Below are 12,721 nucleotides of genomic sequence, written 5' to 3' on the forward strand. Positions count from 1 at the left end.
GCCGGCCTTCGACATGGGCCAGATGTCGTCAATGATGAAAGCCGCCATCGCCCACGCGCAGGAAAGCGCCGCCGCCGAAATGTCCGGCATGATGAATGAAATCCGCGCCATGCGCGGCCAGATGGAAACCCAGCTGGCCGAAATCGCCTGGGGCACGACCCAGCAGCGCGAACCGCAAAAGGCCGCCGTGCTGCGCGAGATGCTGGCGGCCGGTTTCTCGGCCAGCCTGTCGCGCTACCTGATTGAAAAACTGCCGGCCGGTAAGGACAACGCCGACTCGCTGCGCTGGATCAAGACCGTCCTGAACCGCAACCTGACCACCCTCGAGAACGAAGACGAAATCCTGGAAAAAGGCGGCGTGTTCGCCCTGGTTGGCCCGACCGGCGTCGGCAAGACCACCACCACCGCCAAGCTGGCGGCGCGCTGCGTGATGCGCCACGGCCCGGAAAAGCTGGCCCTGATCACCACCGACGCCTACCGTATCGGCGCGCACGAACAGCTACGCATCTACGGCAAGATCCTCGGCGTGATGGTGCACTCGGTGAAGGACGAAGCCGACCTGCGCATCGCCCTGAAGGAACTGCGCAACAAGCACACCGTGCTGATCGACACCGTCGGCGTCTCCCAGCGCGACCAGAACGTGGCCGAACAGGTGGCGATGCTGTCCGAAACCGGCGCCGACGTGAAGCGCCTGCTGTGCCTGAACGCGACCTCGACCAACGAAACCCTTAACGAAGTGGTGCGCGCCTACCAGGGCAGCGGCCTGGCCGGCTGCATCATGACCAAGCTGGACGAAGCGGCATCGATCGGCAACGTGCTGGACGTGATCATCCGCCAGAAGCTGAACCTGTTCTACATCTCCAACGGCCAGCGCGTACCGGAAGACCTGCACCTGGCCGACCGCGGCATGCTGGTCGACCGCGCCTTCCGCCTCAAGCGCGACGCCGCCGCCGGCCAGTTCTCCGATGCCGAGCTGCCGCTGCTGATGGCCGGCACGAGCAACGCGCGCAACGATCGTACGCTGCGCGAGGTGCGCCTTGGCTAACTTCGATTTCGACCAGGCCGAAGGCCTGCGCCGGATGCTGGCCGGCCCCAAGCCGCGCATCGTCACCTTCCTCTCCGCCACGCCCCAGGACGACAAGGGCGCCATGCTGGTCAACCTGGCCGCGTCGCTGGCGCACGCCGGCAACGACGTGCTGCTGGTCGACGCATGCGAAGGCAATAACGGCGTGGCCGCGCGCCTCGGCCTCGACGGCGGCGCCAGCCTGCTGACGGTGGCCCGCCAGGAATGCGCCCTGAACCAGGTGATCCACCAGGCGCCGCAAGGCTTCGGCGTGGCTAGCATGACGCGCGGCGACCGCATGGCCGGTCACTACAGCGCGCAAGACGCGCGCCGCCTTGCCAAGACCTTCGACGTGCTGGTCAAGCAGGCCGGCGTAGTGATGGTCGACGGCGAATTCAGCGAAGACGGCAGCTTTCCGCTGCCGGTGATGGAGGCGTCCGAGATCGTGGTGCAGGTGTCCACCAGCGCCGCCTCGATCACCAATGCCTATGCGCTGATCAAGCGCCTGTCGCAGCAACTGGGCCGCCGCCCGTTCGGAATTCTTGTGACCAATGCTTCAGAAGCGGAAGCGAAGGTGGTTTACGATAATATGGCGACCGCGGCAAGCCGCTACCTGGCCGTGCAGCTGACGTCGATGGGGTCTGTCCCCGCCGATGAATACCTGCAGCGCGCCGCGCGTCTCGGACGCGCCGTGGTGGATGCATTCCCGCTGGCGGGCGCGTCGGTCGCGTTCCGCCGCCTGGCGGGGCGCTTTGCGCTGCCGGGAATGACGTTGCCTGGCCGTCCGGGGGGATCATCCCACCTGGGCGCTTAATCACTAACAAGAAAAGCATGTACACGGTCAAAGGCAAAGCGGACAAAAACCACTTACTGACGGAGCATATGCCGTTGGTAAAGCGTCTCGCCCACCACATGAAGGCGAAGCTGCCTCCGAGCGTGGAAGTCGACGACCTCATCCAGGCCGGCATGATCGGCCTGCTCGACGCCATCAGCCGCTACGAAGAAACCCACGGCGCCCAGTTCGAGACCTACGCGGTGCTGCGCATCCGCGGCGCCATGCTCGACGAGCTGCGCAACAGCGACTGGCTGCCGCGCTCGATGCGCCAGAACATGCGCAAGATCGAGACCGCGATGTCGACCTTGCAGCAGAAGCTCGGCCATCCGCCCACCGAAACCGAAGTGGCCAAGTACCTCAAGATGTCGCTGGCCGACTACCAGGACATGCTGTCCGACGGCGGCGGCCACCAGCTCGTTTACTACGAAGACTTCCACGCCGACGACGGCAACGACAGCTTCCTCGACCGCTACGCCGTCGACGACAGCGATCCGCTCGCCAGCCTGATGGACAGCGACTTCCGCCACGCCGTGATCGACGCGATCGACGGGCTGCCGCCGCGCGAAAAGATGTTGATGGGCCTGTACTACGAAGAAGAATTGAACCTGAAGGAAATCGGCGCCGTCATGGGCGTTTCTGAATCGCGCGTATCGCAGCTGCACACCCAGGCGGTGGCGCGGTTGCGCGCGCAACTACGGGAGCAGGCGTGGACTGGGCCAGCTTAGTCGGAATCGTCATCGCCGTGGCCGGGCTGCTGCTCGGCCACGGCATGGAAGGCGGCAAGCTGGCCTCGCTGGTGCAGCCGGCCGCGTTTGCCATCGTGGTGGTCGGCACCTTCGGCGCCGTGCTGCTGCAAAACGATTCGCCCACCTTCCTGCGCGGCGTGCGCATGCTGCGCTGGGTGTTCCGCCCGCCGCCAAGCCGGCGCGCCAGCCTGGCGCGCGAAATCACTTCGTGGAGCTCGCACGCCCGGCGCGACGGCCTGCTGTCGCTCGAACAGTACATGCAGGGCACCAGCGACCTGTTCATCCAGAAGGGCCTGCGCCTCGTGATCGACGGCATCCAGCCGGACAAGCTGCGCGGCATGCTGGAGATCGAACTGACCGCCTATGAATTCAGCCAGCGCCAGGCCGCAAAGATATGGGAATCGGCCGCCGGCTACGCACCCACCATCGGCATCCTGGGCGCGGTGCTGGGCCTGATCCATGTGATGGAAAACCTGACCGACCCGTCGCGCCTGGGCAGCGGCATCGCGGTGGCGTTCGTGTCCACCGTGTATGGCGTGGGCATGGCCAACCTGTTCCTCTACCCGGTCGGCAACAAGCTGAAAGGCATCGTCGCCGAAACCGTGACCCAGTACGAAATCCTCACCGAAGTCTTCCACGACATCGCCACCGGCGACCATTCGCGCGTGATCGAAGAGCGCGTCGCCAGCCTGCTGTCGCGCCCATAAATCATGGCGCGCAAAAAGTATGAAGAAGACACCGAGAACCACGAACGCTGGCTGATTTCCTACGCCGACTTCATCACCTTGCTGTTCGCTTTCTTCGTCGTCATGTACGCGATCTCCGTCGTCAACGAAGGCAAGTACCGCGTGTTCTCCGAGTCGCTGGGCGACGCCTTCGGCCGCAAGGAAGAAAAGGCCGCGCCGGGCAGCGCCGCGATCGAGCCGATCATGCCGATGACCAGCCTGGCCAACCGGCGCCGCCTCGAGCAGCTGCGGCGCGAGCGCGAGCGGCTGGCGGTGCTGGCCGAGCGCATGAACAGCACGCTGTCGCCGCTGATCCGGTCCGGCAAGGTCACCGTCACCCAGACCGGGCGCGGCGTCACCATCGACATCAACGCCAGCGCCCTGTTCCTGCCGGGCGAAGCGGCGATCCAGTCCGAAGCGCGCCAGCCGCTGCATGCGGTGGCGCGGTTGCTGGTCGACGACAACCACGCGATCCAGGTCGAGGGCACACCGACTCCGCGCCGATCAGCAATTCCGTGTTCCCCTCCAACTGGGAACTGTCCGCCGCACGGGCCAGCAGCGTGGTACGCTTGTTCATCGACAGCGGCGTGCCGCCGGCGCGCCTGACGGCGCTGGGCCACGCCGCCAATGTACCGATCGCACTGAACGACACACCGGAAGGGCGCGCGCGCAACCGGCGCGTGGCCGTGACCATCCTGTCGGCGCTGCCGGAAGAACCGAGGCGCCGTTTCGAGCCATAAGGAGCGGGCGTGAAACCAACAACTTTGGCTGCAATGGCGCTGCTGTCCGCGGCTGCCGCGGCATCAGCGGGAGCGGGAATGACTGGCATCAGCGAACAAGTCTCGGTCGATACAAGCGGCGGCAAGGTGGTGGTGAAGGTGGCGGTGGACAACCAGACCGGCAAGGACGTGTACGTGCCGAAGGCCGTGTTCGAGGACAAGGAGTTGGTCGGGCGTGTGTTCGAGATCCGCGAGTCGGGCAGCGGCAAGGAAATCGACTACATCGGCCGCATGGTCAAGCGCGGGCCGATGACGATGGACGACTATGTCGCGCTCAAGCCGGGGAAAAAAAAGTCGAACAGCATCGACATCACCAACACCTACCACTTCAAGCCGGGGCAGCATACCTACACGCTGTCGTATTCCGGCAGCTACCTCACCGACGCCTCGCAGGTCGCCGCGCCGATGATCGTTAAGGTCATGCCAGTCACCTTCAGTTTCCGCAAATAACCCCGGCCCCCAAACAAAACAGGCCGGCGATCTCGCGATCGCCGGCCCATCAGGCTTTTCCGTTTGCCCAGTTACCGCTTAGTTCAACGCCGGCGTATTTTCGCCGAAATATTCGTGGTTATCTGCGTTGTCGACTGCTTTTGCTGCGTTGCTGATTGCCAGGCTGGCCGCCGCCGACTGGCCGTAGGCCCAGTCATCCGTGCCGGCCACGGCGTTGAAGTGGCTCATCTCGTGGATCATGGTGCCGCCCTTCGAATCGGTGCCGCTAAGTGGCGCGGACCAGAACGCGTTGCAGACGTAGATCTTGTACGGCTGGGTCGGATACACATAAGCGTAGTACGACTGCTTGCAGCTGCAATCGACTACCACCGGCTTGTTGTCGAAGCCATCCTTGATCGCCGCGAAGTGCGACTTCACGGTAGCGTAGCGGCTCGAGTCGTAGGTGCCGAACCACTTGGTGTAGCGGGTGCCCTGGGTGCCGGCGTTCAGGTAGCTCACGCCGTTGTTGGTCATGGTCTTGGCAGTGTTGACCGCCGAGGCGATGGTCGACTGCTGCGACGCGGTGCAGTTCGTGTACGACAGCCCGGCTGGCGCAGGCGTGCCGCCGCCGCCCGGCGCCTTGGCCAGCTCGAACGGGGTGCCGACCACGGTGCCGCGCTCGAGACGGCCATTGATCCACAGCGATGCCGGCGCCGATTCGATCGAATCGATGTCGCCCGCGACCTGCTTGGCAGCGGCTTTCTTGCTGCCATCGAACAGTTGGTAGGAAGCGGCGGTGTACTTGATCGAGTAGTCGCCGGTGACGCTCATGTCGTACAGTGCGGACAGCTCCACCTTGGCGGTGTGCGATGCGCCCGGCTTGAGCAGGTAGTAATCCTTGGCGGTCGGGGCAGGGCGCTTGTAATGGGCGCCCAGGTAGGGCACGTCGACGCCGTCGCGCTTGACGTCGAACAGCGCTTCTTCGACGCCGCCGAACGGGGTGTGCCACTTGAGGATGTATTGCGGGGTCGACGAGGTATTGGTGATGGTGACGCGGACGACGACGTCATCTTCCTTGTTCAGCGAACTCTTTTCCGGCGTGATACTGACCGTTACGCCATTCGAAGCAGCCTGGGCCGAGAAACAGGCCGCTACCGCAACGATGGATACACCAGCTTTAACCAAATGGTTCCAGTTCATGTTTTCTCCGAGATGAAGGTTTTTGTTGTGATTGCCGAGTCGACTTGTTGCCGGAAGCATTTCCGAACCCCGCTGTAGTTACGAACTCAACAGCGCACATGCTCACACACTTGCTGACTGCAAGTAAACATTGAATAATTGGAATTTGTGTCATTTTTCTGAATACTCAACGTATTTTCCGTATCACGTTTCCGAAACGCAATATGAGAATTTATGCTTTTAAATCAAGCACGTGCGTTTGTTAAAAGGGTGTTGTCAGGCGCGTCAGAATGTTAAATTCTGAACATGGAGATGGGCTGGCGGTCGCTATTTGGCCGCGCAAGTTTTGGAGAGATTTCGTGTATGTACGAATTAGTCAGCAATCCTCACACAGTTGATATTGCTCAGTAAAGCCTGATTCGATGGAAACTCGACAAATGTTGAGGATTCTCAAACTTCTGATCGAAAAGCAACAAAACGTCTTGCCGTCAGCACGTCTGGACCAGAATTGAAAACGGCCGCATCAGCGGCCGTCGGAGGAAGTGGGGGAGGTTCAGCCAACCACGAAGCGGCGCGAAGGCCCGCTCGGAGCGGCCTGGCCGGTCGGCCCGTAGACCGCGCTGTCGCCCGCGCTGGCCGGCTGGCGCATGGCGTTGATCAGGTTCTGGTTATGGGTCATCTGCTTGTTGATCAGCATGCCGTTGACGCGGTTGAGCTCTTTCGCCTCGCGCGTCAGGTCCAGCAGCTTGTTCCACGCCGCGGTGGCGGCAGGGTTGTCCAGGCTGTCGACCAGCGACTGCATGCCCGCTTCGCTGGCGGCATGGCCGGCGGCGCCCAGCGCCTGGTGGCGCTGGTTGGCCTTGATGGCCAGCTGGTTCATCAGGTCCGCCTTTTGCGGCGTAATGGCGTTCAGGCCGTCGATGTCCGCGCCGATCAGGCACTGTTGCTCCTGCTTCATCAATTCAAGCAGGGAGGAAATCAGTTGTTGTTCTTCGGAGAGAGTATCGAACGGGCTGGCCATAGGGTATTTATCGTTTACGCGAATGCAGCAGGTCGCGCACTGTTTCCAGCAAGCCGTCTGCTACTTTTTCTGAATTAACCTGGAACTGTCCGTCGGCAATCGCGAGCTTGATGCGTTCAACTTTCTTCGTGTCGAACACGGCGCTGCTGCCGGCCGTACTGGCCAGGGCTTGTCCCTGCGAAGACAGGCGCACGCTGTCCGACGTAGCCGGAGTGGAAGCGGCAGCCGCCTTCTCGGCGCTTTTGGCGCCGGCGGCCGGTGCGTTGTGCACCGGCAGGGAAGGGGTATTCTTGAGTGTATCGTTGATTTTCACAGCATCGTCCTTCTCTGGTGGAGCAGAAACTTCTTGGGTATGCGTATGTTACGGCTCCACCGCCGTAAACTTTAGCCATCATCCCCCAGAAAGCTGCATTCCTAGAACGCCACCTCTATTTGTCCGCCGGCACGCGCCAGGCCGCTGATCACCGCGCCTGACGGCGTCCGTGCCTGCACCACCTGGCCGTCGGCTGCCGTGCCGATGGCTTTCGCTTCGGCCGACACGCTGAAGCCCTTGCCTTGCGAAACCACCTTGACCAGCTGGCCCTGCTGCACCACCGGCTTACTCTTGAGCATGTCGAGCCGCAGTGGCGCGCCGGACTGCACCGACATCGTGCTGGTGCGGCCGACGGCCTGTTCCATATCGGTTACCACGCCGTTCGGCAGCGCCGCGATATCGCCCTTGACGATGGCCAGCTGCGACCTGTCGATCTCCTTGCCCGGCGCCAGCGGCACGGCGGCGGCGACATAGTCGCCCACCACGCTCACCTGCGCCTGAATATACACCGTCCAAGGCGCCGGCGACGCACAGCGAACGCCGACCGTGGTCTTGCCCCAGGCGCGCGCGCCCGGCTGCTGGAACGCTTCCGGGGCGGGGCAGGCGGCCAGGCTCATGCGCTGGTCGACCTTGCCGACGCTAACCGTCACCTTGCCCGCCAAGCCGGCTGTCTGCGCCTTCAGGTACTGTTCCACCACCTGGCGCAGCGCTGCCGGATCCTGGCGCGCGGGAGCCGGCTGCTGGGCGAGCGCCAGTGGCGAAGCGAGTAATAGAAGGGTCAGGAGCGTGGATTTCATGAGCGATGCCTCTTGGAATGAGAGCATCTTAGGCCCGCTGTTGCCCACCTGAATCATTGAATAGCCCGGTTTTGCGCTTCCTTATCCTTCGATTGACTGGACTGCCGCTTCCGTAATATCGATCCTGTCATAACAAGACCGTTGCCCGCATCCCGCCGGCAACGGACAAATTGGAGCTGGCATGATTGGCAAACTCGACGATTACCTGCGCTTTAATGAGACCGCGCTGAGCCTGCGCTCGCAGCGGCAGCAATTACTTGCGTCGAATATCGCGAACGCGGACACCCCGGGCTACAAGGCGCGTGACATCGACTTCACCGCCGCCCTGCAGGGCGCGATGGCGAAAAGCGCCGGGCCGGCCGGTACGCTGAAGACGACCTCGCCGTCGCACCTGAACGGCGCTACCGGCAATCCCGACATCCTGCCCAACGGCACCCCGGTCCAGTACCGCGGCCAGGTGCAGGGCGCCGTCGACGGCAATACCGTCGACATGGACGTCGAGCGCAACCAGTTTGCTGACAACGCGCTGCGCTACGAAGCCGGGATCACCCTGATCAATTCGCAGATCCGCGGCCTGATGGCGGCCATCCAGGGAGGTCAATAATCATGTCGCTGTTTAATATCTTCAATGTCTCCGGTTCGGCCATGAGCGCCCAGGCGCAGCGCCTGAATACCGTCGCCTCCAACCTGGCCAACGCCGACAGCGCCACCAGCGCAACGGGCGAAGCCTACCGCGCCAAGCACGTCGTGTTCGAAGCGGTGCCGACGGCCGGCGGCGGCACCGCGGTCAAGGTGGCGCAGGTGGTGGAAGATCCATCGCCCTTGAAACAGGTGTACGACCCCAAGCATCCGGCCGCCGACGAAAAAGGCTATGTCTCGATGCCCAACGTGAACGTGGTGGACGAAATGGTCAACATGCTGTCGGCCTCGCGCTCCTACCAGACCAACGTGGAAACCATGAATGCGGCCAAGACCCTGCTGCTCAAGACGCTGACGCTCGGTCAGTAACCGGATAAGAGCCCACTATGACTACCGTGCAAACCAATCCCAACGTGGTGTCGCCAGACCTGCTCAACGCGGTCAACCCCAGGAAGCAGGCCGCCGCCGTCGGCAGCGTCGAGGAAGCGACCGACAAGTTCATGACCCTGCTGGTCACCCAGCTGAAGAACCAGGACCCGCTGAACCCGCTCGACAACGCCCAGATCACCAGCCAGCTGGCCCAGCTGTCGACCGTCACCGGCGTCAACAAACTGAATACCACGCTCGAATCGCTGAAGGCCAGCTACCAGGCCTCCGAATCGCTGCAGGCCGCCAACATGATCGGCCACGGCGTGCTGGTCGACGGCAGCACCGTCACCCTCTACGACGGCAAGGGCTTGTTGGGCGTGGAGCTAGACAAGGCGGCCGACAGCGTGCAGGTCATCGTCACCGACCAGCGTACCGGCAAGGACGTACAAACGATTCACCTCGGCGCCCAGCAGCCAGGCATCGTCCCGATCGCATGGGACGGCGTGCCCGACCCGTCCAAGGTGGACGAAGCCGGCAAACCGATCATCCTGCCCAACGGCAACTACTCGATCCGCGTGGTGGCCGAGCAGGGCGGCGAACGGGTCACGGGCGCCCGCACGCTGATGTTCGACACCGTCGCCAGCGTCAGCACCAATGCCAAGGACGGCGTCAAGCTGAACCTGCCGGGCAAGGGCGTCGTGTCCATGGCCGAGATCAAGCAAATCCTTTAAGCCGCTAAACAACAAACATCCAGGAGAATCACATGTCTTTCCAACAAGGTCTTAGCGGCTTGAACGGCGCTGCAAAATCGCTCGACGTCATCGGCAACAACATCGCCAACGCCAGCACGGTCGGCTTCAAGGGTGCGCAAGCCCAGTTCGCGGACGTGTACGCCGCGTCGCTGAACGGCGTGACCGGCAACACCGCCGGCATCGGCACCAAGGTCGCCGCCATCGCGCAGCAGTTCACCCAGGGCACGGTCGAAGCGACCGCCAACCCGCTCGACATGGCGATCAACGGCGGCGGCTTCTTCCGCACCGTGGTCAACGGCACCACCCAGTATTCGCGCAACGGCCAGTTCCAGCTCGACAAGGACGGCTTCATGGTCAATGCCCAGGGCGCCAAGCTGACCGGCTACGGCACCGGCGCCGGCGGCACCGTGCTGCCTGGCTCGCCTGTCCCGATCCAGATCAACACCGCCGACCTGAAGCCGGTTGCGACCACCCGCGTCGACACCGAGATGAACCTCGACTCGGGCAGCCTGGTGCCGGCCACCGTGCCGTTCAGCGCCACCGACCCGACCAGCTACAACAAGCAGACCCCGATCGACGTGTATGACACGCTGGGCAACCCGCATGTGATGTCGGCGTTCTACGTCAAGACCGGCCCTGGCTCCTGGAACGTGTACGTCGCCGCCGACGGCGTCGAGATCACCAACCAGAAGGTCAATGCCGCCGCCCAGCTAAACCCGGCCGCGGTTACCGCGCGCAATGCCTACGCCACTGCCGCCGCATCTACGCCGCCGGGCAACCTGGCGGCCGCCGCAGTCAGTTACGCCAACGCCGCGCGCGACGCCGTGGTTGCCGCCGCCACCGCGGCCGGCGCCACCGCCGCGCAGATCGCGACGATCACCTCCACCGCCAACAGCGCCGGCACCACGGTTGGCATCACGCCGGCAGAGATCGACGCCAAGATCGCGGCCGTCGTCAGCGTGCCGCCGGTGCGCGCCGGCCACCTGAACTTCGACGTCAACGGCGCGCTGTCGACCTCGCTGATGGCGCCGCAGACGCTGCCGCTGACGGTGACGCTGCCGATTTATCCGCCGACCGGTTCGGAAACCACGCTGACCTTCAAATTCGGCTTCACCAACACCACCCAGTACGGTGCGCCGACCAGCGAGAAGAAGACCACCCAGGACGGCTACACCGCCGGCAACCTGCAGCGCTTCTCGGCCGGCCCTGACGGCATCATCCTGGGCCAGTACAGCAACGGCAAGTCGCAGGCGCTGGGCCAGATCGTGCTGGCCAACTTCGCCAACCCGAATGGACTCACCCCGCTGGGCAACAACGCCTGGGCGGAATCGTCGACCTCGGGCGTGCCCTCGATCGGCAGCCCGACCACCGGCAGCCTGGGCGTGCTGCAGTCGTCGGCGGTCGAGAATTCGAGCGTCGACCTGACCGCGGAACTGGTCAACATGATCACCGCGCAGCGCGTGTACCAGGCCAATGCGCAGACCATCAAGACGCAGGATTCGGTGCTGCAGACGCTGGTGAACCTGCGTTAATAGTTAGGCAAAAAACGGCGGATGCGCTTCGCTTATCCGCCCTACGTCGATGTTCCAGCGTAGGGCGGATAAGCACAGCGCATCCGCCATGCCAGAACAAACAAGGCTTAAATCATGGACCGCTTGATCTACACCGCCGCCTCGGGCGCGAAACACATCCTCGAGCAGCAGGCCACCACCTCGAACAACCTCGCCAACGTGTCGACCACGGGCTTCCGCGCCCAGCTCGACTCGTTCCGCGCGGTGCCGGTGGTGTCCGAAGGCTTGCCGACGCGCGCCTTCGTGGTCAACGCCACGGCCGGTTCGGACTTCTCGTCCGGCCCGCTGCAGCTGACCGGGCGCGACCTCGACGTGGCCGTCAAGGGCCAGGGCTGGATCGCGGTGCAGATGGCCGACGGCTCGGAAGCCTACACCCGCGCCGGCGGCCTGCAGATGAACGAGAACGGCGTGCTGACCACCGCCAAGGGCCAGCCGGTCCAGGGTGACGGCGGCCCGATCGCGATTCCGCCGGAAGTGTCGGTGACGATCGGCGGCGACGGTACCATTTCGACCATCGCCACCACCACCAAGCCGGGCGCGCCCACCGTGCTGGGCCGCATCAAGCTGGTCAACCCGAACGAGCAGGATCTGGTGCGCGGCGACGACGGCATGTTCCGCATGAAGGACGGCAGCGCCGCCCCGGCCGACCCGAGGGTCGTGGTGGCGGGCGGCGCCCTCGAGGGCAGCAACGTCAGCCCGGTCGAATCGATGGTCACCATGATCGCTTTGGCCAGGTCGTTCGAAACCCAAATGAGCCTGCTGAAGAATGCCGAGAATAACGCCGCGAAAGCAACCCAGATCCTCGCTTTGAATTGATAGGCCGGGGCGGATAATGTTTCCATTGTTCATGGCTTCGCGCTTTTCGCGGATGGCCGTAACTGGAGAAGACAATGATCCGTTCCCTTTTTATCGCGAAAACCGGCCTCGAAGCGCAGCAGACCAACCTCGACGTCATCACCAATAACCTGGCCAACGTCAGCACCAACGGCTTCAAGCGCTCGCGCGCGGTGTTCGAAGACCTGCTGTACCAGAACGTGCGCCAGCCAGGAGCCCAGTCGTCCCAGCAGACCGCGCTGCCATCCGGCCAGCAGGTCGGCACCGGTGTGCGCGCCGTGTCGATCGAACGCATCCACACCCAGGGCAATCCCCAGTCGACTGGCAACGCGAAGGACGTGATGGTCAACGGCGCCGGCTTCTTCCAGGTGCTGCTGCCCGACGGCACCGCCGCCTACACCCGCGACGGCAACTTCCAGTCCGACTCCAACGGCCAGCTGGTGACCTCGTCCGGCTACGTCGTCCAGCCCGCCATCACCGTGCCCGCCAACGCACAGTCGCTGACCATCGGCCGCGACGGCACCGTGTCGGTCACGCTTCCCAATACCGCCGGCCCGACCCAGATCGGCACCCTGCAGCTGTCCACCTTCGTCAATCCGGCCGGGCTGGAATCGAAGGGCGAAAACCTGTACGTGGAAACCGGCGCGTCCGGCAACCCCAACACCAACA

17 protein-coding genes are annotated in these 12,721 nt (G+C 63.7%); 13 read left to right on the forward strand and 4 right to left on the reverse strand.

Annotation, left to right across the window (positions count from 1 at the left end; all coding sequences use genetic code 11):
* The 7 genes from flhF to D3872_RS08490 all read left to right on the forward strand — a co-directional run.
* On the forward strand, nt 1-1,045 hold a 1,045-nt coding region (flhF, locus tag D3872_RS08465; protein ID WP_119810354.1), incomplete at its 5' end, for a flagellar biosynthesis GTPase FlhF.
* Entirely contained in the window at nt 1,038-1,877 is an 840-nt protein-coding gene (locus D3872_RS08470; RefSeq protein WP_119810355.1) for a MinD/ParA family ATP-binding protein, read from the forward strand. The genes flhF and D3872_RS08470, both read left to right, overlap by 8 nt.
* A gap of 17 nt (nt 1,878-1,894) precedes the next feature.
* Entirely contained in the window at nt 1,895-2,623 is a 729-nt protein-coding gene (locus D3872_RS08475; RefSeq protein ID WP_119810356.1) for an RNA polymerase sigma factor FliA, read from the forward strand.
* Nucleotides 2,605-3,351: a flagellar motor protein gene (locus tag D3872_RS08480; RefSeq protein WP_119810357.1), complete on the forward strand. Its 747-nt coding sequence runs from the start codon at nt 2,605-2,607 to the stop codon at nt 3,349-3,351. Before D3872_RS08475 ends, D3872_RS08480 begins: the two co-directional genes overlap by 19 nt.
* A gap of 3 nt (nt 3,352-3,354) precedes the next feature.
* On the forward strand, nt 3,355-3,975 hold the full coding sequence (locus D3872_RS08485; RefSeq protein WP_307719416.1) for a flagellar motor protein MotB: 621 nt from the start codon (nt 3,355-3,357) through the stop codon (nt 3,973-3,975).
* Entirely contained in the window at nt 3,885-4,109 is a 225-nt protein-coding gene (locus tag D3872_RS27250) for an OmpA family protein (RefSeq protein ID WP_307719417.1), read from the forward strand. Before D3872_RS08485 ends, D3872_RS27250 begins: the two co-directional genes overlap by 91 nt.
* Nucleotides 4,110-4,118: 9 nt before the next feature.
* Nucleotides 4,119-4,598 (forward strand): hypothetical protein, encoded by a 480-nt coding sequence (locus D3872_RS08490; protein ID WP_147373840.1) that lies wholly within the window; start codon nt 4,119-4,121, stop codon nt 4,596-4,598.
* Nucleotides 4,599-4,676: 78 nt separating this feature from the next.
* On the opposite strand, the gene D3872_RS08495 is transcribed toward D3872_RS08490, so the two are convergent.
* The 4 genes from D3872_RS08495 to flgA form a co-directional block, all read right to left on the reverse strand.
* A complete protein-coding gene (locus D3872_RS08495; RefSeq protein WP_119810359.1) occupies nt 4,677-5,777 on the reverse strand; it encodes a M35 family metalloendopeptidase in 1,101 nt (366 codons plus the stop codon).
* A 532-nt stretch (nt 5,778-6,309) separates the two neighbouring features.
* On the reverse strand, nt 6,310-6,777 hold the full coding sequence (locus D3872_RS08500) for a flagella synthesis protein FlgN (RefSeq protein ID WP_119810360.1): 468 nt from the start codon (nt 6,775-6,777) through the stop codon (nt 6,310-6,312).
* Between the two features lie 7 nt (nt 6,778-6,784).
* Nucleotides 6,785-7,090: a flagellar biosynthesis anti-sigma factor FlgM gene (gene flgM, locus D3872_RS08505; protein WP_119810361.1), complete on the reverse strand. Its 306-nt coding sequence runs from the start codon at nt 7,088-7,090 to the stop codon at nt 6,785-6,787.
* Nucleotides 7,091-7,191: 101 nt separating this feature from the next.
* Nucleotides 7,192-7,887: a flagellar basal body P-ring formation chaperone FlgA gene (gene flgA, locus D3872_RS08510; RefSeq protein WP_119810368.1), complete on the reverse strand. Its 696-nt coding sequence runs from the start codon at nt 7,885-7,887 to the stop codon at nt 7,192-7,194.
* Between the two features lie 181 nt (nt 7,888-8,068).
* Between flgA and flgB the strand changes: the two genes are divergently transcribed.
* The 6 genes from flgB to flgG form a co-directional block, all read left to right on the forward strand.
* Nucleotides 8,069-8,491: a flagellar basal body rod protein FlgB gene (gene flgB / locus D3872_RS08515; RefSeq protein WP_119810362.1), complete on the forward strand. Its 423-nt coding sequence runs from the start codon at nt 8,069-8,071 to the stop codon at nt 8,489-8,491.
* A 2-nt stretch (nt 8,492-8,493) separates the two neighbouring features.
* A complete protein-coding gene (gene flgC, locus D3872_RS08520; RefSeq protein ID WP_119810363.1) occupies nt 8,494-8,895 on the forward strand; it encodes a flagellar basal body rod protein FlgC in 402 nt (133 codons plus the stop codon).
* Between the two features lie 17 nt (nt 8,896-8,912).
* The gene (locus tag D3872_RS08525; RefSeq protein WP_119810364.1) at nt 8,913-9,626 is read left to right on the forward strand and encodes a flagellar hook assembly protein FlgD; all 714 of its coding nucleotides are present in this window, start codon (nt 8,913-8,915) and stop codon (nt 9,624-9,626) included.
* A 32-nt stretch (nt 9,627-9,658) separates the two neighbouring features.
* A complete protein-coding gene (locus tag D3872_RS08530; protein WP_119810365.1) occupies nt 9,659-11,179 on the forward strand; it encodes a flagellar hook protein FlgE in 1,521 nt (506 codons plus the stop codon).
* A gap of 114 nt (nt 11,180-11,293) precedes the next feature.
* Nucleotides 11,294-12,034, forward strand: coding sequence for a flagellar basal-body rod protein FlgF (flgF, locus tag D3872_RS08535; RefSeq protein ID WP_119810366.1), 741 nt, complete (start codon nt 11,294-11,296; stop codon nt 12,032-12,034).
* A 74-nt stretch (nt 12,035-12,108) separates the two neighbouring features.
* A partial coding sequence (gene flgG, locus D3872_RS08540) for a flagellar basal-body rod protein FlgG (RefSeq protein WP_119810367.1) occupies nt 12,109-12,721 on the forward strand: 613 nt, incomplete at its 3' end.

This window comes from Massilia cavernae, assembly GCF_003590855.1.
GTDB lineage: Bacteria > Pseudomonadota > Gammaproteobacteria > Burkholderiales > Burkholderiaceae_D > Telluria_A > Telluria_A cavernae.